The sequence below is a fragment of the Christiangramia echinicola DSM 19838 genome, from assembly GCF_000423065.1.
Classification (GTDB): Bacteria; Bacteroidota; Bacteroidia; order Flavobacteriales; family Flavobacteriaceae; genus Christiangramia; species Christiangramia echinicola.
In genome coordinates this window covers 929,614-954,341 of record NZ_AUHG01000010.1, presented here as the reverse complement: position 1 = coordinate 954,341, position 24,728 = coordinate 929,614, and the positions used below count along the sequence as shown (strand labels likewise).

Sequence of the window (24,728 nt, the reverse complement as noted above, 5' to 3'; positions counted from 1 at the left end):
TTGCAAAATTCATTAAATTATGAAGACGGCAAAACAATTCATATATTTGTTCGTTTACCGTATTAATTAACACGGTATTTGAGCCGTTTCTGGACGCAAAAATAGCATAAATTTAACTCATGTCGAAGGTTAAATATTATTACGATAGCGAGACCCTTTCTTATAAAAAGATCGAGCAAAAAAAAGGCAGGCGGTTAGGTATCGTCCTGCTTAGTATTACTGGTTCATTTCTGGCCGGATTCATACTTTTAATCATCTATTTGAACATTCCTCAAATAGAAACTCCAAAAGAAAAAGCGCTTAAGCGTGAATTACATAACATGCAGTTACAATATGGCCTTCTTAACAAGAAGATGGACCAGATCCAGGATGTAATGGCTAATATTGAAGACAGGGACAATAATATTTACAGACTTTATTTTGAAGCGAATCCAATTCCCGAGGAGCAAAGAAAAGCTGGATTTGGAGGAATTAACCGGTATCAAAATCTTGAAGGTTTTGACAACTCCAAGCTTATCGCTGAAACTACCAAAAGGATGGATATCCTTACCAAACGTCTGGTAGTACAGTCTAAATCTCTTGATGAAATTGCTGAACTTGCCAAGGAAAAAGGTGAATTACTTTCTGCAATTCCTGCGATACAGCCAGTAAATAATGAGGATCTTAGCAGAATTGCTTCAGGTTATGGATGGAGAACAGACCCTTTTACCAAAGCGCGAAAATTTCATTACGGGATGGATTTTACCGCCCCAAGAGGCACACCTGTTTATGCTACCGGAGATGGTAGAATAGCGAGAGCAGATAGTAGATCTACTGGTTACGGAAATCACATTAGAATAGATCACGGCTATGGCTACACCAGCCTTTATGCCCATTTATATAAATATAATGTTCGAAGAGGTCAAAGAGTAAAAAGAGGTGATGTAATAGGATTTGTTGGAAGCACCGGTAGATCTGAAGCTCCTCACCTGCACTATGAGATCTTTAAGGACGAACAAAGAATTAATCCTATTAATTTTTATTACGGAAACCTTTCTCCAGAAGAATTTGGGGAAGTACTCGAAAAGGCCCAACGTGAAAATCAATCGCTTGATTAATGCACATAGATCTTCCTGACAAACGCTATTACAGCATTGGCGAAGTCGCCGAAGCTTTTAAAGTAAATACCTCCCTGATACGATTCTGGGAAAAGGAGTTTGATGTGATCAAGCCAAAGAAAAATGCCAAGGGAAATAGGAAATTTACTCCTGAAGACATTAAGAATCTTAGCCTCATCTATCATTTAGTAAAAGAAAGAGGCTTTACCCTGGAGGGAGCAAAAACGCATCTTAAAGAAGAAAAACATAAAACGCTGAGCAATTTTGATATAATTACTAAACTTGAAAGCGTAAAATCTGAACTAATCAATCTTAAAAATCAATTGTAATATGAAAAAGTGGCTTATCCCATTAATAATTATCGTTATAGGTGTCGTTGTGATCTGGAAATTCACTGCAGGATTTAACAACACCGCTGTTGCCAAGGAAGAAAACGCCAAATTAGCCTGGTCTAACGTAGAAAGTTCTTACCAAAGAAGGAACGACCTAATAGGTAATCTTGTTAAAACTGTGGAAGGTGCTGCAGACTTTGAAAGAGGTACCTTAAAAGAGGTGATCGAAGCCAGAGCAAAGGCAACTTCAGTAAATGTAGATGCAGAAAATTTAAGTGCCGCTCAAATTCAACAATTTCAACAGGCACAACAGGGAGTTACTTCAGCATTATCAAGGTTATTAGTTACGGTAGAAAGATATCCTGAGCTAAAAGCGAATCAGAATTTCCTTCAATTACAATCACAACTGGAAGGCACTGAAAACAGGATTAATGTAGCCAGAGATCGTTTTAATGAGGCTGTTACAGATTACAACACATACATTCGAGTATTCCCTAATAATCTATTTGCAGGAATGTTCGGTTTTGAGAGAATGGAGCGATTCCAGGCAGATGCCGGGGCAGAAAATGCACCAGATGTAGAATTCGATTTTTAGAAAAAAATGAGCGTACAGAGTGAAGCTTTTTTAAGCAAGAGAGAAGAAGAGGAAATCGTTGACGCTATTAGACAGGCTGAAAGAACTACCAGTGGTGAGATTCGTGTGCACCTGGAACCAAGTACGGGTGATCTAGACATTTTTGAGAGAGCCATGGAAGTATTTCATGCACTGAAAATGGATAATACTAAAGATGCTAATGGCGTGTTGATCTACGTGGCCGTAGAAGATCGCAATTTCGTGATCTACGGTGACAAGGGAGTCAACGATGTGGTGGCAGATGACTTCTGGGAAAGCACCAAAGACCTTATAGTTTCTCATTTTAAAAATGGCAATTATAAAGATGGTCTGGTTGAAGGTGTTCTTAAAGCCGGCGAGCAATTACAGAAACATTTTCCATGGGATGAGGATGACACCAATGAATTATCAGATCAAATTTCAAAAGGATAGGCTTATCAAACGATTTATACTTTTACTGATATTATTAACGGGATTCACTGCGTTGGCTCAGCGCGATATTCCGCCAAAACCATCAGAGCAAACAAGTGTTTATGACGAGGCAGATATGCTTTCTACTTCTGATGAGAACAGACTTGAGCAAAAACTGATTAATTACGCAGACACAACTTCCACTCAAATTGTAGTAGTCACTATTCAGTCTCTAGAGGGAGAGTATGAAGGAACATATGCCACACACTGGGCCCATGAATGGGGAATTGGTCAAAGCAAGAAGGATAATGGTCTTTTAATTCTTGTAGCTCAGAAAGAGCGAAAAATTTGGATTACTACTGGGTATGGTCTTGAAGAATATATGACTGATGCTAAAACCAAAGAGATCATCGAACTTATTATTCTACCTGAATTTAAGAATGGTAATATATATGGAGGTCTTAATAACGGAACCACAGCAATTTTTCAAGTACTAAACGGCACTTTTGAAGGATCGCCTCGATCCAGTGGCAACGGGGGTGGCGGAATTTCTTTTAAGACTATTATTATCTTTTTTATTCTCTTCGCAGTCCTGGTTTCTTTTTTTAATAAGCGTGGCGGAGGAAAAAATGGAGGTAGAAGAACCGGTAGAAGTGTTCTATGGGACGCGATAATTCTAAGTTCTCTGGGTCGTGGTAGTTTTGGCGGCGGAAGTTCTGGCGGAGGCTTCGGTGGCGGCGGAGGCTTTGGAGGAGGTTTCGGCGGCGGCGGATTTGGCGGTGGTGGTGCCGGTGGAAGCTGGTAAAATGACCTTATTTTATAAACCTGCAATATTCTGAAAATGAATGATCAATTCTTTACAGACGAAAATTTCAGTGATTTAAATCACAAAAAAGAAGCGCTTAAAACTGCAGATTATGAAGGTTGCACCTTTACGAACTGTAATTTTTCTGATCACGACTTTAGTAGTTTCAGGTTTACAGAATGCACCTTTATAGAATGCGATCTAAGCAATTGCAAATTATCAAAAACTGAATTTCAGGAATGTCAGTTTTCAACCTGTAAGCTTATAGGGCTTAATTTTGATCATTGCGAGAGTTTTGCCTTTTCTATATCTGCTGAAAATTCCGTTTTTGACCATTCTATATTCTATGGAATCAATCTCACGAAATCCAGGTTCAATAATTCAAAATTTAGAAACACTGATCTGAGTGCCTGCGATTTTAGCTACTCCAATCTGGAAGGCTGCGATTTTCAAAACGCGATCTTTGATAATACCATTCTTGAAAAAGCAAATCTAAGATCGGCTTACAACTATAGTATAGATCCCGAAATTAATAAAATAAAGGGAGCTAAGTTTTCACTTCCTGAAGTCACTGGTTTACTAGATAAATACCAGTTACATATCGAATAATTCAGATTTTATATAAAAGAAAAACGCCATCAAATTGATGGCGTTTTCTATATAAATATGATTGAAGCTGAATTAAGAAACCGCTTTCAATTTACTCATTGTAGATTTATTCAATTTATCATCTGCATATTCACGAGTTACTGTAAACTGCCCCTCTTCACTTTCAGGCAATTCGAACATAGCATCTGTTAGAATAGCTTCACATAGCGAACGCAGACCTCTTGCACCTAATTTATATTCCACTGCTTTATTAACAATATAATCCAAAGCATCATCGGTGATATCAAATTCTATATCATCCATTTCGAAAAGCTTCTTATATTGCTTGATGATCGCATTCTTAGGTTCTGTAAGTATTGCGCGAAGTGTTTTTCTATCCAGAGGATTCATATAAGTTAGCGCAGGTAAACGTCCAATTATCTCAGGGATCAATCCGAATTCTTTAAGATCCTTCGGGATGATATATTTTAAAAGATTGGTACGCTCTATAGAATCTTCACTTTTAGAAGCGCTAAATCCTACAGCTTGCATATTTAATCTCTTACTGATAATTCTTTCGATACCATCAAAAGCACCACCGGCAATAAACAGGATATTCTCTGTATTTACCTCGATGAATTTTTGGTCTGGATGCTTACGCCCTCCTTTAGGTGGAACGTTTACAGAAGTTCCTTCCAACAGTTTCAATAAAGCCTGTTGCACACCTTCTCCTGAAACATCACGGGTTATTGAAGGATTATCACTCTTACGGGCGATCTTATCTATCTCATCAATAAAAACAATTCCTCGTTCCGCTTTCTCAGTATTATAATCTGCAGCCTGAAGCAACCTGGTTAATATTCCTTCAACATCCTCTCCAACGTATCCTGCTTCGGTTAAAACGGTAGCATCTACGATAGCCAGAGGAACATTCAGCATTTTAGCAATTGTTCTGGCCATTAAGGTCTTACCCGTACCGGTCTCCCCTACCATTACAATATTACTCTTCTGGATCTCTACATCATCATCGCTCTCTGGTTGCAGCAATCTCTTATAGTGATTGTATACCGCCACAGACATCACCTTTTTGGTTTCTTCCTGACCAATGATATACTCATCCAGAAATGATTTAATGGATTTAGGTTTACTTAGCATTAGGTCTGAAGAAAGCTCCCTTGCATCACCCTGCTTAGATTCTTCTACAACAATTCCGTGAGCCTGTTCAATACAGCGATCACATATATGTGCATCTAATCCTGCAATAAGCAGGTTAGTTTCGGGTTTTTTTCTACCACAAAAGGAACATTCTAAATCTTCTTTCGCCATTATTTAAATTTTCAGTAATTACTTATTTAACAAGTTAATCACTATTTATCCTTCTCTTTTTAAAATCTCATCGATCATACCATATTCTTTAGCTTTTTCAGCTTTCATCCAGTAGTCACGATCACTGTCTTCATGAACCTTTTCATAAGTTTGACCTGAATGTTTTGCTATGATCTTATATAATTCTTCTTTTAGAGTTATGATCTCTCTGGCTGTAATCTCAATGTCACTTGCCTGACCCTGGGCTCCACCCATTGGCTGATGGATCATTACTCTGCTATGTGGAAGTCCGCTACGTTTTCCAGCTTCTCCCGCACATAATAGCACTGCTCCCATAGAAGCCGCCATTCCCGTACAAATGGTAGCAACATCTGGTTTTATGAACTGCATAGTATCATAAATACCAAGACCAGCATATACACTTCCTCCCGGAGAGTTAATATATATCTGAATATCTTTTGATGCGTCTGTACTTTCCAGGAACAATAACTGAGCCTGCACGATATTCGCTACCTGCTCATTGATTCCTGTTCCAAGGAAGATGATCCTGTCCATCATTAAACGTGAAAAAACGTCCATGGCCACAGCGTTCATCTGGCGTTCCTCAATAATATTCGGGGTCATGCCCTGAGGCATCATACTACTAACAATCTTATCGTAATAATTGCTGTTTATGTTATGATCTGAGACAGCATATTTTTGAAATTCTTTTCCGTAATCCATCAATTTTTTCGTTGTTTTTCTAATCTTAATTAAAATTCCGGTTAAAACCAAAAAAGGCGTTACTCTAAATGAGTTAACGCCTTAAAGATAGGTAATATATCGTAAAAAGGCTTACTTATATATTGCTTTCACAAATTCTTCGTAAGTCAGTTCTTTTTCGTCGAATTTCATATTTTCTTTATAAAATTCAAGAAGTTTTTCATTCATCAATTGCTCAGAAAGTCTCTTAACCTCATCCTGGTTAGATAATATTCTGGCAGCGATATCATCAAGTTCTTTTTCTGATGGATCCATCTGGCCAAATTGTGCCATTTGCTGCTTGATCTTATCTGTAGTGAAAGCTTTAAGGTCGTTGAAATCTACATTAAGGTTATTGTCATTAACAACTTTCCCTTCGATCAACTGGTAACGAAGCCCTTTTTCACTCTTTTCGTATTCTTCTACCGCTTCTTCTTCAGTTAATGGTTTTTCACCAACTGTCTGGATCCACTTCTGAAGAAATTCTTTAGGAAGTTCAAAATTAGTAGCTTCGATAAGAGCTTCAGTAATATCATTCATCAATTGCTGATCACTCTGTTGCTCGAATTGCTTCGCTGCGTCTTCCTTGATCTTTTCTTTAAGTTCTGTTACCGACTTAACTTTTCCTTCTCCGAAAAGCTTATCAAACAATTCCTGGTCTAGATCTGCAAGTTCTCTTTCATTAATCTCAGAAATAATAAAAGCTACCTCGATATCAAGATCGTGAGCTTTATCATGTTCAACTTTTAAGTGATTTACCAAAGCGTGATCATCTTCGAAAAGTCCTTTAGTTTTTACTGTAACAGTATCACCAACTTTAGCTCCAACGAATTTATTCAGGTTTCTTTTACCTTTAATATTAGAAAGCTCAATGGTAGAATCATTCTCGATACCTTCGTCTTCATTCTTAAAAGTACCAGCAACAGTATCTCCTTCTTCAACAACATCCTTGGTCTTCAACTTTCCGTATTGCTTCTGAATACTTTCAATTTGATCGTTTACCATTTTCTCATCGGCAACGATATTATATTTAGTAACTGGTTTCTTAAGATCAAGATTTACATCAAATTCAGGAGCTAGTCCCAATTCGAATTCAAAGCTGTAATTATCTTTTTCCCAGTCAAAATTTTCCTGCTCTTTTGGAAGAGGATTCCCTAAAACATCAAGTTTCTCTTCAGTAAGATATTTATTAAGACTATCCTGTAGCAATTTATTAACCTCATCTACCAACACAGCCTGGCCATATTGCTTCTTCACCATCCCCATAGGCACATGACCTTTTCTGAAACCGGGAATATTGGCATTCTTACGGTAATCTTTTAAAATCTTCTCTACTTTACCGGCATAATCTTCTTTAGCGATATCAACTTTAACTACCGCATTTAATTCATCAATATTCTCTCTGGTAATATTCATTTTGATCTGTTATAAAAATTGGAGTGCAAAATTACGTTTTTTCTTAAAGTCTGCAAAGTTTCAATTTGTTGAAATTCAGTTAAATCTAATCTGATTTCAGAATTGAAAAAAGCAAAGATTGCACCAGAGATAGTAACAAACTAAAAATAATGGCAATAAACCATCCATCTACGTCAAATCCGCTCACGAATCCATCTGCCATAAATATGATGATCGCATTGATGACCAGTAAGAATAATCCTAGAGTTAGGATGGTAACAGGCAAAGTAAAAAGGACCAGTAAAGGCTTTACTATAAAATTTAATAAAGCCAAAACCAGCGCTACTATTACCGCTGTCCAGTAACTATCTACACTTACTCCCGGAAGCACTTTTGCAAGAATTACTACCGCAAGTGCCGTTAGTAATAATCTAAGTATAAATTTCATATCTAAAAAAGGTTGATTATCAGGTAAAGTTGCAAAAAAAAGGCCGGGAATATCCCGGCCTTTTAAATTTTATGGCAATTTAAATATTACTGAACGTCCTGACTAAGTGTCACAGTCCCATATGCACCAACATTCGCTTTTGGAACATTAGATCCATAAGTTGCATTAATTTCTGAAATAATTTCGTTAGCGATAACTGCATTACCTCTAGGAGTTAAATGAATCCCATCTAAAGAGAAAGCCCCACCACTTACAAAAGCTGAAGTGATAGTTCCACCATCAAAAGCAATCCCTTCGCTATCTAACTTATTTAAAACAGCATTAGCATCAACTAATCCAAGACCGTTGTCTTGTGCTATTTGTGAAATCGCAATATTGAAGGCAGTAGTCGCAGATTGCACGATACTCACTTCGCTTTCAGTTAGAACATATTGATCTTCCATAGGAAAAGTAACCCCATTTACAGATAACTGACCGGCTGTTTGTTGATCTAACCCTAAAGCCATTAATTCCTGAACTCTTTGTGTATTCACAGTTCCTATAACCCCTGCACTCGTAAGTACTAGTAGATCTTCAGCCGTTGCCTGGCGCGACTGCCCGTATTGCATTCCGTATAAGGTTGCAGTTGCAGGATCCACTCCACCTCCAATTAGCACTTCTGTTAATTGATCTGAGATATCTGCTAGAGATTCGTCTTTAATTAAAACCGGACTAGCTGCATCTGTCGCGAAATTAACACTTCTTTCCGGCACACCTAAGAAAGCGAATGCCTGGTTAAGCGGTGCAAAAGTCGCATTTAAAGTAGGGATCTGAGGACCGAAATTTTCATCAGCCGGACTTAAAGCTGCAAATGGCACAGCAGTGAAATACGGAGCTGAAGTTACGTTTGGAATATTCAACAATACTCCTCCTGCATTTTGAGCTAGCGCTCCTACCATCTGACCATATAGCATTGCGAAAAAGTTAGGATCTGTAATATCATTCTCTCCGTAAAGAGTAGGATCTGTTTCATTTAATCTATATTCACCTACTCCTCCTGATGTTGCATAAGAAAGCACGTCATTATTCCCAATCCAAAGTGTGAAAAAAGTAGGTTGCTGTGCCAATGCATCTTCAAGTACAGTAGCACTTTCAGAACTCGAAAATCTTGCGAAATACGGATTAGCCATACCTGTCGCTACTCCAGAAACACTTCCATAATTTGGAGCTACTAAATGATAAGATTTTGCTCCTGGAACCCCCATATTATTAAAAGGCCCAGCTAGTTTAGTTGAAACCTCTGTGGTTGGATCTGCACCAGTATATCTGGCTGGTGAGGGATCACCATCTGCATTAACAGAAAGTACAAATCTATTTTCTGTAATCTGCGAACCATTCAATATAAGTCCACCTGCATTATCATTTACTAATGGCTGGGTAAAACCATCTGTATCTTGTGTTAAAGCAAATTTACCGGCAAGAATGTTTGGATAAGAATTCTCCTGACCAGTAATGTAAAGTGCTCCATCTGCATATCCCGCGGTTAAAGAGTTTCCTAGAGCCACATAATTTGAGAAGTCTGCCTCACCATTTGAATATACTTCACCGTCTTCGATGGCGTTTTCTAATTCTGGTTCACAGGATACTACCCCAAGGGCTAATATTGCTATATATTTAAAATAATTCTTCATCGTTCTTATTAAATTTTAATTGTTACACCAAGACCAGGAATAAATGCGCTGGATTTATACGTTCCTCCAAAAGGCACTCTGCGAGGCTGACCTGTACTTGGATCTGGCTCTGTATAATAATCATAAGACTCATCGATTTCTTCGAACCTACTATAAAGGAAAGAAGCATCGATGGCAACATTATCTGTCACATTTACCGAAAGACCACCAGTAAAATTATTAGAATCATTTCTTGGCGTTTCAGGGGCAAAATATCCAGATTGTACCGGAGATTCATCAAAGTAATACCCAGCTCTCAAAGTAAAAGTTTGGTTTGCAGTATACTGAAGACCAAATCTATATATAGAGGAATCTTCATATTCTCTAGGGTTATTTGAATCTGGTATTCCCGGATCAGCGAAATCTACATCTAAAGATTCGTAAACACCCCAGAAGGTTCTGTTATAATCAAATGCGAAAAGCCATTGATCATTTAATTGATAAGATGCTCCAATTGTAAGTTCAGCTGGAAGCGGTAAGGTTGCATCAAATTGCGTATCACTAAATGGAGTTAAAGGGGAATTTGGAATATTTTCAAAATCGGCATCACCACCTTCAGCCTCAACTAAGATCTCTGAACGATAATTCACACCAATTCTCAAACTATCAACCGGGCTCCACATCGCTCCAGCAGACCATCCAAAGGCACTAACACCGGAAGCGTCTATAGTTACATTGGCACGATTGCCATCAAGATCTGTAAGTGTTCTATTTAGGTTTCTGTTAAAATTCACAGAACCGCTCACATAGATAGGTCCACCACCTACAGAAAGGTTATCGGTAATTTTATAAGAAGCTAATGCCTGCACATAAATTGCAGCCAGCTCAATATCATTTACAAGATGAGATCCTGCCCAGTCTTTTTCCCAGGCAACAGAACTACCATAAGGAGTATATGCCGCAAGACCTACACTTAATTTTTCATTTAATTTATAAGAAAAATATGCATAAAAAGGAGTTCCAACAGGGCTATCTGTTCTAGCCGTCTGGCCAAACTCCTGGTTTTGCCATACAACATCAGAGAAAACGGCACTCACACCAACAGCTGCATTAATCTTATTTTCAAGGAAAACCAATCCGGCTGGATTAAAGAAGGCCAATTCAGCATTATTCACCACTGCTACTCCAGTGTGCCCCATAGCAAGTCCACGTTGACCCTGTAGACTTACCCTGTAACCACCGGCATAAGTAATAGCCGTGACCATCATAACCAGGCCAAGTAAAAATAGTCTTTTCATAATTTAATTAGGATTATATTTAATATGTCTTAAAAAGCTTCCGCCAAAAATAGTATAAAATAGATATTATGCAACATTTCGCCGGTTTTTATTATGCATACATAATAAATTTAGAAAGATTTTAAACAAATCGGATTACGGCCTCGTAGAATGCTTTCATATTTTCAGCATGAACCCAATGACCCGCATTTTTAATAGGCTTAATCTCTGCATTTGGGAAATGCTCTTTGATGAGCGGCTCATCTTCAGACGTAATATAATCTGATTTATCCCCATTTATAAATAAAGTTGGCCCATTATAGGTCATATTACCTGGTAGGGATTCTCCTATATTGTTAATATTATCCTTTAATGAGTCAAGATTAACCCTTAAAGCAAGCTGCTCTTTGGTTTTCCAATACAGGTTTTTAAGTAAGAATAAGCGCACCCCGGTCTCGGATATATAATCTTCAAGAAATTCTTCGGCATCACCCCTGGAGGTTAATTTAGCATCATCCAAAGCAGTAAGCCCTTTTAAGATTTGCTGATGATGCGGTGCGTAATATTTAGGCGCAATATCTACTATAATAAGCTTTTCTACCAGACCTTCATATTCACATGCCGAAAGCATTGCTGTTTTTCCGCCCATGGAATGCCCTAAGAGTATGATATTTTCTAAATCATGAGATTCACAATATTCTTTTAGATCTTCAGCCATTAACTTATAAGAAAAATCATCACTATGTGGACTCTTCCCATGGTTTCGCTGATCTATCAAATGAACCTGAAAACCATCGCCTGCGAATTTTTTCCCAAGGGTTTTCCAGTTATCGCTCATTCCCAAAAATCCATGCAGTATAAGAAATGGTTTACCTTCTCCTAATATATTAGAGTGTAATTGCATCTATTTCAAAATTTTTAAATATTCCTGAATAGTTTTCTCCAGACCATGATAGAGTGCTTCTGAGATCAAGGCATGACCAATAGACACTTCTGCAAGGTGAGGAACATTTTCTTTAAAATATTTCAGATTAGGTAAAGAGAGATCGTGTCCTGCATTCACACCAAGGCCAAGTTTATGAGCTAGTATAGCACATTCAGCATAAGGTTTTACTGCATTAAGATTACCCTCTGCATAACCCATAGCATAACTTTCTGTATATAACTCTATCCTGTCAGTTCCAGTTTCTGCGGCGCCCTCCACCATTTTTATATCTGGGTCCACAAAAATCGAGGTTCTTATTCCCTTAGCTTTAAATGCTGCTATTACCTCGTTTAGAAAATCTTTATGCTTAATGGTGTCCCAACCTGCATTAGAGGTAATGGCATCTTCTGCATCAGGAACAAGTGTCACCTGCGCAGGATTTGCATCAAAAACAAGATCTATAAATTGCTGAATTGGCTTGCCTTCAATATTAAACTCGGTAGTAAGCACTGGTTTTAATTCTTTAACATCGGCGTAACGAATGTGCCTTTCATCTGGCCGGGGATGCACTGTAATACCTTCAGCACCAAAAGATTCAATATTTCTGGCGGCATCTACAACATTAGGCACACCACCACCACGAGCATTTCGAAGAGTGGCTATTTTATTAATATTTACACTTAATTTTGTCATTTCTGCTTCATTTTATTAACAAAAATACAAAGTGCAGCCTGCTTCAATGAATTTTATTTTGATTAATTTGCAGAAAAGGAAACGAGACGATGAGTTTGAAAGAACACATATTGAATGATGTAGAAATTCTTAGTATTTCTGAAAAAATCGGAGATATCCAGGAACTTTTTAATCAGCTCACCTATACCCATATGCCGGTTGAAGATGAAGGGGTTTATGTTGGTTGTATATCAGAAAATGATGTTAGGTGTTTTGAAAATGAGAAGACTCTCGAGGATTACAAATACTCACTGGAAGGTTTTTTTGTAAGAGAAAGCAATTATTGGCTTGATAGCCTCGAAGCTTTTGCCCAGAATAATTCTAATATTTTACCGGTCCTGGATACCGAAAACCATTACCTGGGCTATGTAGAATTAAATGAAATGATCTCATTATTCAAGGAAACTCCATTTCTTCATGAGGCCGGGAATATTCTGGTGATAGAAAAAGCATTTAAAGATTATACTTTTGGAGAGGTTAGCCAGATCGTAGAATCTAACAACGCCCATCTTTTAGGTGCTTTCGTTTCTAAAATGGAAAATGACATGGCTGAGATCACCTTAAAAATCACCCCTTCGGGAATGAATGAGATCATCCAGGCGTTTAGAAGATATGGCTACATTATTATCTCTGAACATCAGGAAGACACCTTCAATAAAAATCTCAAGGATCGTTCGAAATACCTTGACAAATATTTGAACATATAATTTATGAAGATAGGCATCTACGGTCAGTTTTATCATGCCAATGCTGCACAATATATAGGTCAGTTTCTTGAACTTCTGGATAAAAAGAATATCGAGGTCCTCATTGAGGAAGATTTCTTAAAGCTGATTCATAGCAATAATAATATTGAAAAAGATTATGCCCATTTTAGCGCTTTTGAAGAGCTGGACAATTCATTCGATCTTTTTTTCTGTATTGGAGGTGATGGTACGATATTAAAATCTATCAATTATATACGCAATCTGGATATTCCAATAGTTGGAATTAACACTGGAAGATTAGGTTTTCTAGCAACGATTCAAAAAGAGCAGATAGAAAGTACTTTAGATGAAATTCTGGAAAAGAGATTCAGTCTTTCCCCCAGATCTGTATTGACCATAGAAACAAATCCAAAAAATTACGACCCTGTATTTTCTCACATTGCATTAAATGAAATTGCGGTTAGCAGGAAAAACACTACTTCTATGATCACGGTGGACACTTGGCTAGATGATCAATACCTTACTTCCTACTGGGCAGATGGTTTAATTATTTCCACACCAACAGGATCTACAGGTTATTCGCTTAGTTGCGGTGGCCCGGTAATCACACCAGATGCAGATTCACTGGTAATTACACCTATAGCGCCGCATAATCTAAATGCCCGACCACTGGTTATTAGAGATCATACCAAAATAAAACTAAAGGTTTCCGGAAGAGAAGAAACACACCTGGTTTCTATGGATTCCCGTATTGCCACTTTAGAAAATGATACGGAGATCATTATTACAAAAGCACCCTACACAATTAATTTTGTTGAATTACGCGAAGATAGTTTTCTTAACACTCTTCGAAAAAAACTGCTTTGGGGTGAAGACAAGCGGAATTAAGCAATAAAAAGTTTCAAAAACTGTTTATACTTATGCACAAATCTGCTCAAATTATTGCAGAGCAACCAGAATTGTTATATTTGCAAACTTTTGAAAACCTATGAGGTACCTTATCGCATTTGTAGTGATGGCATTTTTTACCATAAGCACATACTCGCAACAAGTTGAGATTGGAGCTTTTGCCGGAGGCGCAAATTTTATTGGTGATGTTGGAAAAACCAATTATATCCTACCGAATGCACCGGTTGGAGGTTTGATCGCAAAATGGAATAGAAGCGCCAGGCATTCCCTTCGCTTAACCTTGCTTTATGCACAACTTTCTGCAGATGACACAAAATCTTCAGACACAAGAAGACAGCAGCGAGGTTATTCATTTGAAAATAACATCGCCGAAGCTTCACTGGGTATAGAATTTAATTTCTGGGATTTTGATTTAAGCGAACCATTACCGCAAAGTACACCGTATCTTTACACAGGTATCACGTATTTTAGAGCAGATCATGTTTGGCTGAAGAATGGAAGAGCTAATAATCTGGTGAATGAAGGTACTAACTGGGAATTCGCTATCCCTATGGTGATGGGGTATAAGGAAGCTGTTACCGAGCATATTATTGGAGCCTTTGAGATTGGAGCGAGGTATACATTAACAGATAATCTCGACGGTAGCTGGCCTGAAGAATACTTAGGCCGAAGAGAACCTGCTGTAGAATTTGGAAATAGAGATAATAAAGACTGGTATGTATTTACCGGTGTAACATTCACATTTACTTTTGGCCGAAAGCCATGTTATTGCTTTTAAATGAATTATAAAGACAATCTAAACCTTGATAAATTACCCGGACACATCGCCATTATTATGGATGGTAATGGACGCTGGGCAAAGCAAAAAGGTTTTCTCAGAGCTTCTGGTCATAAAGAAGGCACTAAAGCTGTGAGAGATGTTGTTGAAGGATGTGCTGAAATTGGGGTGAAAAACCTAACCCTATATGCATTTTCTACAGAAAACTGGAACAGACCAAAATTAGAGGTTGATACTCTTATGAGACTTCTTGTTTCCTCACTAAAGAAAGAAATTAAAACCTTAAAGGAGAATGATATTCGGTTAAATTCCATCGGAAACATTGATAATCTACCCAATAAGGCCAGAAAAGAATTACTTGATGTAATTGAAAAAACATCAGGCAATAAACGCATGACCCTAACCCTTGCGTTAAGTTACGGTAGCCGTGAAGAAATCACTAATTGCATCAAACAAATCGCTGCCAAAGCAAAAAGTGAAGAATTATCCATAGATGCAGTTGATGAATCGGTTATAAATGAGCATCTTTACACCCGAAATTTGCCAGAGGTAGATCTTTTGATCCGCACCAGTGGTGAACAGCGCATAAGCAACTTCCTGTTATGGCAGATTGCCTATGCCGAATTGTATTTTACGAAAATCTTATGGCCAGATTATAGAAGAGAAGATCTTTTTGAAGCCATATACAACTATCAAAACAGAGAAAGAAGATTTGGAAAAACAAGTGAGCAACTCAGTTAGTGCATTCATGACGAAAAAGATATTTACACTATTCGCAATTTTTTTCATATTCAGTATAGCTGCCAAAGCACAAGACCTACCCCTTGGAGATTCTAAAAAATATACCATTGGAGATATAAAAGTCACCGGCACCACAACCTATAATGAACAAACGGTAATCGCATATACCGGCCTTAAAGAAGGCGATGAAATTTATATTCCCGGTGAGAAACTTCGTGATGTAATTAATAAATTATGGAAGCTGGACCTCTTTAGCGACATTAATTTTTACATCACCAATGTAGAAGGAAATGTAGCCGATCTTGAACTTGAAATCAAAGAAGTACCTGTATTAAATCAGGTTAAATTCGCAGGGATCAAAAAGAAAAGCGAAAGAGAAGACCTCATAGATGAGAATGATCTAAAGCCAGGTGTTAAGGTTACTGAAAACCTACTTACCACTTCTAAAAATTATATTGAAAATAAATATAAAAAAGAGGGATATTTTAATGCCCGGGCAGAAATAAGAACTTCTGAAGTAAAAGACACTGTTGCCTCCAATAAGGTAAATATGGTGGTTGACATAGATCAGGGTGATCGCGTAAAGATCACTGATATAGATTTTATAGGAAATGACGAACTTTCTGATGCGAAGCTAAAACGCAACATGAAGAACACCAAGCAAAAAAATATCTTCAGATTCTGGAAGCGTTCTAAATTCGTAAGAAATGACTACCAGGAAGACAAAGAATCATTGATCAATAAATATAAAGAAGAAGGTTTTAGAGATGCCCGAATAACTTCTGACACTCTTATCAAGAAAGACGACGAAAATATTGCTCTTCAACTCAATATTGAAGAAGGAAATCGTTACTATATAGGTGAAATAGATTTCCTTGGAAATATCGCTTATACAGATTCACAGCTAAATCGCTTTTTAGGAATTAAAAAAGGTGATATTTATAATGGTGTTTTACTTGATGAAAGAGTCCAGGGAAGAGAGCCAAATAAAACTTCTATTGCAAATGAATATCAGAACAACGGATATTTATTTTCTAATATAGATCTAGTGGAAACTAATGTTTACAACGACACTATAGATTTCGAGATCAGGATAGTAGAAGGAAAAGAAGCCTATTTTGATGAAATTAGAGTAACAGGTAACGAAAAAACAAAAGATCACGTAATTTACCGTGAACTAAGAACCAAACCTGGCCAAAAGTACAGTCAGGAAGCAGTTGTGGCTACAGTGCGTGAATTAGGAGCACTAGGTTTCTTCGATGCTGAACAATTAAACCCTGAATTTGTAGATCCAGATCCTAGAGAAGGAACCTTAAGTTTAGAATACCAGGTTGTAGAAGCAGGTGCCAGCCAGATAGAGTTACAAGGTGGTTACGGTGGAGGTGGCTTCATTGGAACACTAGGTCTTTCTTTTAACAACTTTTCTATACAGGGATTATTCGACAAGGATGCTTATAAACCAATCCCAATGGGTGATGGTCAAACCTTATCTTTAAGAGCACAGGCCAGTACTTTTTACCAGACATACAGCCTATCTTTCAGAGAACCATGGTTAGGAGGAAAAAGACCGGTGAGTCTTTCTACTTCTTTTAGCTATACAAGACAGTTCTTATATGATTATGTAGAAAGAGAAGCAGATAAATCAAGAAGTTTTGATATTCTTGGAGTTAGCATAGGTCTTGCAAAAAGACTTACAGCACCAGACCAGTACGTAACAATTTCTAACGTAGTAGGTTTCCAGAGATATGATCTTAATAACTACAATACAGGATTATTTACTTTTGGGAATGGTCACTCTAACAACTTATACTACCAGTTAGGAATTACAAGAGATAATACTGCATTCAACCCTATTTTCCCTACAAGCGGATCTAAATTTGCATTTACTGCAAAATTCACCCCTCCTTATTCTCTATGGAATGGTATTGATTACGCAAACCTTGAGAATCTTGATGAATATCAGTTAAGAGACGATAACGGGAATTTAATTGACCAACAAGGGAACAGAGTAACTCCCGAAAATTCGGTTGCAGACCAGGAAAAGGTAGACCAGAAAAAATACAACTGGCTAGAATTCTATAAGATCAAATTTGCAGGTACATGGTACACTAACCTTTTCAGTTTTGGCCCAAGTAGCAACCTGGTTCTTAGAACACATGCTGAATATGGTTTCCTTGGAGCTTATAATAATGAAAGAGGAGTTCCTCCATTTGAGCGTTTCTACTTGGGTGGTGATGGACTTGGAGCATACAGCCTTGATGGTAGAGAAACTATACAGTTGAGAGGTTACCCAAACCAATCTGTAGTGCCAATTGACAGACCTGCGAACGATAGAGATGATGGAGCTGTGATCTATAATAAATATTCATTAGAGCTGCGTTTCCCTATTACTTTGAAACCTGCAGCATCTATTTATGCACTATCATTTTTAGAAGCCGGAGCTACCTATGACAATTTTAGAGATTATAATCCGTTTCAATTAAATAGATCTGCGGGTGTAGGGCTAAGAATTTTCATGCCAACTTTCGGATTATTAGGTATTGATTTTGGATATGGATTTGACCCTGTAGTAGGGCAACCAGGTTCAAATGGATGGGAAACACATTTTATCATTGGCCAACAATTTTAATTTGGCATGATATTTTCTATATTCGATCTAGATGAAAAAAAGAGTATTTACCATTTTAGCAATTGCAGCCTTAGGACTTTCATCGGTCACGGCTCAGAAGTCTATTAGACTTGGTTACATTGATATGGAATATATTCTTGAGAATGTTCCGGAATATCAGGAAGCATCAAGGCAATTAGAAAGCAGAGTACAGGAATGGAAAGTTGAAGCCGAAGCAAAAATGCGCAAGGTTGAAGACATGAAAACCAGGCTGGATAATGAAAGAGCTTTACTAACAAAAGAACTAATCGCAGAGCGTGAGGAAGAAATTTCTTATATGGAACAGCAGGCTCTGGAATATCAGCAAAACAGGTTTGGCCCGAATGGTGATTATATCATTCAGAAAAAACAGTTGGTAAGGCCAATACAGGATCAGGTATTCAGTGCGGTCCAGCAAATTGCTGAAAACAGAAATTTAGATTTTGTTTTTGACCGAACTGCAGATATTGGAATGATATATGCAGATAAACAGTACGATGTTAGTGAAACTGTTCTTCGAACAATTAAAAGAACAGCTAACCGGGAACAGTTAGAATCAAAAGATGAGATCGAAGAGTTTGAAAGAGCAGAAGATCGCACTGTAGAACAGGATGCTGAGATCGAAAAAAGAGAAGAATTAGTAGAAGAACGTAAGTCTGAACGTGAAGCATTTATAGAGGCTAAGAAAAAAGAGAGAGATTCTTTGAAAGCCGTAAGACAAAAAGAATTTGAGGATCGTAGAGCCAGAATTCTCGCAGAAAGAGAAAGAAAAAAGGACTCTATCCTTAAAGCAAGAGAAAAAAAGACAGATACAATAAACTAAATTTTTAAACCTAAATTAAACTTAACGACGATTACAATGAAACAATTCAGAACACTTTTTATAGCTTTAGCTTTAACAATTAGCGCTACTGCTTTTACAAATGCACAGTCTAAAGTTGCGCATATAGCTACTCAGGAATTAGTACAGGAATTACCTGATTATAAAAACGCAATGGATCAGCTTCAAAAACTGGAAAAGACATATGATGCAGAGATAAAAGATATGCTATCTGAAGCTCAGAGTACAATGCAACGTTACGAGGCAGAAGCTAATACGAAGTCTGAAGAAGAGAACCAAAAACGTGCTACAGAATTACAAGCTGCACAAAGAAGAATTCAGGAGCACAGTTCAAAGGCAAGACAGGATCTTCAAAAGAAAGAGACAGATCTATTAAAGCCAATTCTTGAAAAAGTGCGTACTGCTATTCAAAAAGTAGCAAGAGCTAAAGGATATGATTATGTTCTTGACTCTACTACTGGAACAGGAGTTCTTCTAGCTGACGGGTACAACCTTATGCCAGACGTAAAGAAAGAATTAGGAATGTAATTTATTCCTTTTACTAATAAATTTAGAAAACTGCGTACATATTTGTACGCAGTTTTTATTTTTACAGTAATATGAACGATCCCAGACCTATTGGTATTTTTGATTCAGGTGTTGGCGGAACCTCTATTTGGAAAGAGATCCATCAGCTTTTACCTTCAGAAAAAACTATTTACCTAGCTGATAGTAAAAATGCCCCTTATGGCATTAAAACTCAGGAAGAGATTATAAGTCTTTCTATCAAGAATACTGAAAAGCTCCTGGCTATGGATTGTAAGCTTATTGTAGTAGCCTGCAACACTGCCACCACAAACGCGATAAAAGTCCTTAGATCTTCATATAAACTGCCTTTTATAGGTATTGAACCTGCAATTAAACCAGCCGCTTTAAAAAGTAGTAACAAAGCAATTGGGATTCTCGCGACCAGAGGCACACTTACCAGCGAACTATTTTCACAGACCGCTGAAATATACACCAAGGATATTCAAGTGATCGAGGTAGAAGGGAATGGCCTTGTGGAACTAATTGAAAGTGGAAAAAAAGAATCTGAACAAGCAAAAAGATTACTTGAACATTTATTAGAACCTATGCTAAAAGCAAAGATAGATTTCCTGGTTCTGGGCTGCAGTCATTATCCTTACCTAATTCCTTTACTTAAAGAAATACTTCCTGAAGACGTGCAGATCATAGATTCTGGCGAAGCAGTTGCAAGGCAAACCAAAGCAATTCTTTCTCAGAATGGTTTACTGAATACCGAATATAGAAATCCAGAGAACCCTGAATTTTTTACTAATATCGAACCGGAAGTACTTTCTGAAATTATTGAAGCTGAAAAACACAATTATAAAGTCTCAAAACTGAACTTTTAATTGTTGATCGCAGGACATTTACAGTCATAACGCTTTCTACTCTCTCCAAAATTATAACCAAGAGTAATTTGATGAAAACCACCATTGCTCAGCACTAAAGAATTCACCTGATAACTAAAAGTATAACCAAAGATGAACTTTTTATAATCTACCCCTACAAACGGTGTAATATATCTTAATTGCTGACGGTTGATCTCCTCCCCTGCTGAAGTATACTCGGTACTTTCAAAACTATTCCGGTAAGATAAACCTCCCCATAGATTTCCAAACTCCAATTCATAATATGCTTTCATATTTGCATCTAATGCCATTTCATTAGTAGCTTCTCTGGCCTGAAATAAAATTGATGGCTCAAAACTCCAGGGATCATTAGGGTTTAGAGAAAAAACATAACCTCCAGAAAACAGGTATTTTCTCATATTACTTGGCACAGCGTCAGAATAAAATAGTTCTCTATTTACAGAAAGAATATTTTTAGCAGCAAAATGGAAATAAAGATCGCTCACATAATAAGAAACCCCCAGATCCATATTCGCGAACATATCTGTATCACTAGCCCCCAATAAAGGATCAAATCTTGTAAACCCACTTGTGTCCAGCCTGTGCTGAATAATCCCTGCACTAACTCCAAATGACAATTGATTGAGATCTGCCGTACTTCTTGAAAACATCAAATGATAGGCAAAAGTTACATAAGCACCCATTTTAGAGAAATTCCCATTTTCATCTCTAAAAAGAATTCCGCCGAGACCAATCTTTTCACCAGCCCTAGTATTATATGCTGCAGTTTGTAAGTTGGGCGCATCCTCTACGTCGAACCACTGGCGCCTGCCGGTTAATCTTATTTGATCATAACTGGAAGCCCCAGCCATAGAAGGATGAATTAAATAAAGATTATCTGTAAGATAATCTGAATAAGTAGGTATAACTTCCTGCGCCTTCAATGCTGAACTATTAAGAAGAAGATTCAACAATAAAAGTCCTAAAAACTTTAACCCGTAATTATGCTTAATCAAGCAAGGTTTTAAATGTATTGAGCTGGTCATAAAGGCTGTAAATATATGTATTACCTTGATTTTCTTTAGTATTTTTGCCAAAAATTTTGAGATGAAAGAATTCAACATAAATATAGTTCCAACAACAACGGCTTCGATTGTAAAATTTGAAGCAGATAAGTTTCTCACACGTCACGAAAGTTTTGAATTCAAAAATATAGACGAGGCATCAAAATCACCTCTTGCACAGCAGTTATTCTATCTCCCGTTTGTTAAAACGATTTATATAGCGCAGAATTTCATTGCGATAGAAAAATATGATATTGTAGAATGGGCAGATGTGCAGGAAGAAGTTGCTGCACAGATAGATACTTACCTGAATAAAGGCGGCGAAGTTATTAAGGAGACTACAACCCAGTCTGGGAAAGTACCGGTAACAGTTTATGCCGAGAGTACTCCAAACCCAGCTGTGATGAAATTCGTTGCGAACAAAAAACTAGTATTACAGGCTTCAGAATTCAAAAATATAGATGATGCCAAAAATGCGCCAATTGTTCAGAAGTTATTCCACTTCCCTTTTGTAAAAGAGGTATTTATTGATGAGAATTACGTGTCTATCCAGAAATATGATATGGCCGGCTGGGAAGAGATCACTATGGAGCTTCGAGAATTCATAAGGAACTATCTGGAAGAGGGTAACGAAGTCCTAACTGAGGAAAGCGTAGCATCTTCCAAAGCTACTCCTGCTGAAGTTGAAGAAAAGAAAAATGCTGCCTTCGAAAATCTTGATGATACTTCACAACAAATCGTGGCTATTTTAGATGAATATATCAAACCTGCCGTAGCAAGTGATGGTGGAAATATACTTTTTGATAGCTATAACGAAGAAAGTAAGACTGTAAAAGTTATTCTTCAGGGCGCCTGTAGCGGATGCCCGTCTTCTACTATGACCTTAAAAAGTGGTATAGAAACCATGCTTAGAGATATGCTAAGAGGTAAAGTAGAATACGTAGAGGCTATCAACGGCTAAAAAAACAGACTATTTGAATATAAAAATCCCTTTGATAAAAAGGGATTTTTCTTTTTTAATATGCTGTAGCTCTGGCTTCATTATAGAACTCCTGGAATAACTGTAGCAAACTCATGGTAGAACCAATGAGATCTTTTGTTTCTAGCAATATCCCGAAATAAAGTTTTGTATTCTTAGGGCTCGATTCTGAGGTTCGGATCCTCTGGATCTGTTTCTGGATCAAATCACTCACATAATCCAGAAGGTCCTGCTTTTCATTCAGAAGATTATCAATATTTCCGAATTCATGATTATCGAAGGTATAAGTGATCTCATCAAATAAGATCTGCATTTTATCATCTACCTTTTTAAGGTCTCTAATTTGATTGAATTTTAGATTCTTGTGATTGTTATGAACGTGGTTATAACTATTCCTGGTTATAAAACTAATAGACTGAACCATATCCTGCAGATAATCAAGGGTAAGAATATAAAATTTACTCGCCTCTACTGAATTTTCATCCAGAGATTTGATAAAATAGAATATATTATCCTTTAATTCGTCAACCTCAGATTCCAGCTTTTCTATCTTTTTATAATTCTTCTTTAATTTACTAAGGTCATAATAGCCTAATTGATCTACCGTTTTGGAGTACATTTTATTGATACCCCCAATAACATTAGAGATATTTTCTGAAGTTTCAGAAGTAATTTCATTGATAGTGATGATATCACTCTTATTGAACTTCTTTTTATTTTTTTCATCCTTGGCTTTTCTGGAATGAATTATTCCGCTTCTTACTACTAAAACCAGGGCTACAATAATAAGAATCGCAAGAGCAATGGTCCCTCCAAAATATATGATAGAAGCAAATAAAGCTGCAGCCGTAAATGCGACGATTGCTGTTACAAACCACCCCCCTATAACATTCAGAACTCCGGCTACTCTATAAACCGCGCTTTCTCTATCCCATGCCCTGTCTGCCAGCGATGTACCCATTGCAACCATAAAAGTAACATAAGTAGTTGATAGCGGTAATTTCATGTTTGTACCAATAGAAATAAGTACACTGGCCACGACCAGGTTCACAGACGCTCTAACCATATCGAATGCTGGAGCATCAAATCTTTTACTACGCGCATGACTGGAAGGTTTATCAAATTTATTTTCGATCCTTGATCTCATATCCTGCGGAAGCACTGTAGTTATTGCATTTCCGAAAAGCACCGAATACCTTACAATACCTCGAGAAAGCCAATTAGGGTCAAATCTTTCTACAGCATCACCCTGTCTGGATAAATTGATCCCTGTATCTACTACAGACCTGGCTTTACTGGACAACCAAAGAGTCATAACCATTACCGCTCCCGCCCCTATTAAAAGGATCTCTGGAGTAGGAACACTCCCCGATAGACCGGTCATAGAAAATCCTGAAGGAACAACTCCGGTAGCATTATAAGCTGTTTGCCATAGCTCAAAAGATTGCCAGGCCGCGATGGGAACCCCTATAAAATTTACGAGATCGTTCCCGGCAAATGCAAGGGCTAATGCGAAAGTACCAATGATGATGATCGTTCTAAGTATATTAATCTTCAAAACACTCATTAAGAACTGAGATATCCCGGTAAACAAAACAAGACCTGATAGAACGATGATAATGGTATGATTATTTACATAATCCATGGTCTCCTGAGAAATATAAGGGACGCTTTTCATCCCTTTTATAAGAATGAAATATAGGATGGCCGTTAGCGAAAGACCTCCAAATACGGCACCTACATATTTTATCTTTTTCTCAAACTGAAATGAAAACACCAAACGGGAAATATATTGTACTAAGGCACCAACAATGAAGGCGATCACTACTGCCATTAGTATCCCTATAATAATTTCAGTGGCTTTGGCGGTATTTATATAATCGGTCAAAGCTGCAATATCACCATCTTCCTGAGTATATATTTTAATAACCGCCATACATACAGCCGCTCCAAGTAACTCAAAAACGATAGAAACTGTAGTGGATGTTGGCAGACCCAGGGAATTAAAAAAGTCGAGCAATAGTACATCGGTAATCATCACGGCCATAAAAATGATCATGATCTCTTCAAAATAAAACTCTCCGGGCATAAAAATACCCTTACGAGCAACTTCCATTAGACCACTTGAGAAGATAGCACCCACCGCAACACCAATACTGGCAACTATCATAATAGTTCTCATGGAAACTGCTTTAGAACCGATAGCAGAATTTAGAAAGTTGATAGCGTCATTACTAACCCCAACAACTAAATCTGTAATAGCAAGAGCAAATAATGCCACCAGCATTACGAGGTAAATATCTTCCATAAATAGATCTATTTTCAACCA

General features: G+C 37.4%; 25 protein-coding genes. 15 read left to right on the top strand and 10 right to left on the bottom strand.

The window, feature by feature from the left end; all coding sequences use genetic code 11:
• Positions 1 to 119 precede the first annotated feature (119 nt).
• Genes G530_RS0104920 through G530_RS0104895 form a run of 6 tightly spaced genes read left to right on the top strand, consistent with a single transcriptional unit; the run spans position 120 to position 3,867 of the window.
• The gene (locus tag G530_RS0104920) at positions 120 to 1,097 is read left to right on the top strand and encodes a M23 family metallopeptidase (RefSeq protein WP_026933476.1); all 978 of its coding nucleotides are present in this window, start codon (positions 120 to 122) and stop codon (positions 1,095 to 1,097) included.
• Entirely contained in the window at positions 1,097 to 1,426 is a 330-nt protein-coding gene (locus G530_RS0104915) for a MerR family transcriptional regulator (RefSeq protein WP_026933475.1), read from the top strand. The genes G530_RS0104920 and G530_RS0104915 overlap by 1 nt, the downstream gene beginning before the upstream one ends.
• Before the next feature lies 1 nt (position 1,427).
• A complete protein-coding gene (locus tag G530_RS0104910; protein WP_026933474.1) occupies positions 1,428 to 2,024 on the top strand; it encodes a LemA family protein in 597 nt (198 codons plus the stop codon).
• 6 nt (positions 2,025 to 2,030) lie between these two features.
• Positions 2,031 to 2,474 (top strand): TPM domain-containing protein, encoded by a 444-nt coding sequence (locus G530_RS0104905; protein ID WP_026933473.1) that lies wholly within the window; start codon positions 2,031 to 2,033, stop codon positions 2,472 to 2,474.
• Positions 2,443 to 3,258, top strand: coding sequence for a TPM domain-containing protein (locus G530_RS0104900; protein WP_422678745.1), 816 nt, complete (start codon positions 2,443 to 2,445; stop codon positions 3,256 to 3,258). The genes G530_RS0104905 and G530_RS0104900 overlap by 32 nt, the downstream gene beginning before the upstream one ends.
• A gap of 36 nt (positions 3,259 to 3,294) precedes the next feature.
• Positions 3,295 to 3,867: a pentapeptide repeat-containing protein gene (locus tag G530_RS0104895; protein WP_026933471.1), complete on the top strand. Its 573-nt coding sequence runs from the start codon at positions 3,295 to 3,297 to the stop codon at positions 3,865 to 3,867.
• A 72-nt stretch (positions 3,868 to 3,939) separates the two neighbouring features.
• Here the strand turns inward: G530_RS0104895 and clpX are convergent, their stop codons facing one another.
• From clpX to G530_RS0104855, 8 genes are all read right to left on the bottom strand, one after another.
• Complete coding sequence (clpX, locus tag G530_RS0104890; RefSeq protein WP_026933470.1) at positions 3,940 to 5,172, bottom strand: ATP-dependent Clp protease ATP-binding subunit ClpX; 1,233 nt, start codon at positions 5,170 to 5,172, stop codon at positions 3,940 to 3,942.
• A gap of 45 nt (positions 5,173 to 5,217) precedes the next feature.
• Complete coding sequence (clpP, locus tag G530_RS0104885) at positions 5,218 to 5,895, bottom strand: ATP-dependent Clp endopeptidase proteolytic subunit ClpP (protein ID WP_026933469.1); 678 nt, start codon at positions 5,893 to 5,895, stop codon at positions 5,218 to 5,220.
• A gap of 111 nt (positions 5,896 to 6,006) precedes the next feature.
• A complete protein-coding gene (gene tig / locus G530_RS0104880; RefSeq protein WP_026933468.1) occupies positions 6,007 to 7,329 on the bottom strand; it encodes a trigger factor in 1,323 nt (440 codons plus the stop codon).
• Between the two features lie 85 nt (positions 7,330 to 7,414).
• Positions 7,415 to 7,756 (bottom strand): phage holin family protein, encoded by a 342-nt coding sequence (locus G530_RS0104875; RefSeq protein WP_026933467.1) that lies wholly within the window; start codon positions 7,754 to 7,756, stop codon positions 7,415 to 7,417.
• 86 nt (positions 7,757 to 7,842) lie between these two features.
• Positions 7,843 to 9,426 carry a lipase gene (locus G530_RS0104870; protein WP_026933466.1) on the bottom strand — a complete coding sequence of 528 codons (1,584 nt, stop codon included), beginning with the start codon at positions 9,424 to 9,426 and terminating at the stop codon, positions 7,843 to 7,845.
• Between the two features lie 8 nt (positions 9,427 to 9,434).
• Positions 9,435 to 10,703: an OmpP1/FadL family transporter gene (locus G530_RS0104865; RefSeq protein ID WP_026933465.1), complete on the bottom strand. Its 1,269-nt coding sequence runs from the start codon at positions 10,701 to 10,703 to the stop codon at positions 9,435 to 9,437.
• A 121-nt stretch (positions 10,704 to 10,824) separates the two neighbouring features.
• Positions 10,825 to 11,586, bottom strand: a complete 762-nt coding sequence (locus G530_RS0104860; protein ID WP_026933464.1) for an alpha/beta fold hydrolase — start codon at positions 11,584 to 11,586, stop codon at positions 10,825 to 10,827.
• On the bottom strand, positions 11,587 to 12,300 hold the full coding sequence (locus G530_RS0104855; RefSeq protein ID WP_026933463.1) for a pyridoxine 5'-phosphate synthase: 714 nt from the start codon (positions 12,298 to 12,300) through the stop codon (positions 11,587 to 11,589). It lies immediately after the preceding gene.
• An 89-nt stretch (positions 12,301 to 12,389) separates the two neighbouring features.
• On the opposite strand from G530_RS0104855, the gene G530_RS0104850 reads away from it, so the two are divergent.
• The 8 genes from G530_RS0104850 (at position 12,390) to murI (ending at position 20,356) form a co-directional block, all read left to right on the top strand.
• Positions 12,390 to 13,046, top strand: coding sequence for a CBS domain-containing protein (locus tag G530_RS0104850; protein WP_026933462.1), 657 nt, complete (start codon positions 12,390 to 12,392; stop codon positions 13,044 to 13,046).
• 3 nt (positions 13,047 to 13,049) lie between these two features.
• Complete coding sequence (locus G530_RS0104845) at positions 13,050 to 13,934, top strand: NAD kinase (RefSeq protein WP_026933461.1); 885 nt, start codon at positions 13,050 to 13,052, stop codon at positions 13,932 to 13,934.
• A 100-nt stretch (positions 13,935 to 14,034) separates the two neighbouring features.
• A complete protein-coding gene (gene porG / locus G530_RS0104840; RefSeq protein ID WP_026933460.1) occupies positions 14,035 to 14,733 on the top strand; it encodes a type IX secretion system protein PorG in 699 nt (232 codons plus the stop codon).
• A complete protein-coding gene (locus tag G530_RS0104835) occupies positions 14,734 to 15,474 on the top strand; it encodes an isoprenyl transferase (RefSeq protein WP_026933459.1) in 741 nt (246 codons plus the stop codon).
• Positions 15,475 to 15,481: 7 nt separating this feature from the next.
• A complete protein-coding gene (locus tag G530_RS0104830; RefSeq protein WP_205619187.1) occupies positions 15,482 to 18,103 on the top strand; it encodes a BamA/OMP85 family outer membrane protein in 2,622 nt (873 codons plus the stop codon).
• A gap of 31 nt (positions 18,104 to 18,134) precedes the next feature.
• Positions 18,135 to 18,944, top strand: coding sequence for an OmpH/Skp family outer membrane protein (locus G530_RS0104825; RefSeq protein WP_026933457.1), 810 nt, complete (start codon positions 18,135 to 18,137; stop codon positions 18,942 to 18,944).
• 36 nt (positions 18,945 to 18,980) lie between these two features.
• Positions 18,981 to 19,490: an OmpH/Skp family outer membrane protein gene (locus G530_RS0104820; protein WP_026933456.1), complete on the top strand. Its 510-nt coding sequence runs from the start codon at positions 18,981 to 18,983 to the stop codon at positions 19,488 to 19,490.
• A 71-nt stretch (positions 19,491 to 19,561) separates the two neighbouring features.
• Positions 19,562 to 20,356, top strand: a complete 795-nt coding sequence (gene murI / locus G530_RS0104815; protein WP_026933455.1) for a glutamate racemase — start codon at positions 19,562 to 19,564, stop codon at positions 20,354 to 20,356.
• Here murI and G530_RS0104810 read toward each other — a convergent pair.
• Positions 20,353 to 21,372 (bottom strand): PorP/SprF family type IX secretion system membrane protein, encoded by a 1,020-nt coding sequence (locus tag G530_RS0104810; RefSeq protein ID WP_026933454.1) that lies wholly within the window; start codon positions 21,370 to 21,372, stop codon positions 20,353 to 20,355. The genes murI and G530_RS0104810 overlap by 4 nt on opposite strands.
• Before the next feature lie 91 nt (positions 21,373 to 21,463).
• Between G530_RS0104810 and G530_RS0104805 the strand changes: the two genes are divergently transcribed.
• Positions 21,464 to 22,381, top strand: a complete 918-nt coding sequence (locus G530_RS0104805) for a NifU family protein (RefSeq protein ID WP_026933453.1) — start codon at positions 21,464 to 21,466, stop codon at positions 22,379 to 22,381.
• Positions 22,382 to 22,436: 55 nt separating this feature from the next.
• On the opposite strand, the gene G530_RS0104800 is transcribed toward G530_RS0104805, so the two are convergent.
• Positions 22,437 to 24,707, bottom strand: a complete 2,271-nt coding sequence (locus tag G530_RS0104800; RefSeq protein ID WP_026933452.1) for an inorganic phosphate transporter — start codon at positions 24,705 to 24,707, stop codon at positions 22,437 to 22,439.
• Between the last annotated feature and the right edge of the window lie 21 nt (positions 24,708 to 24,728).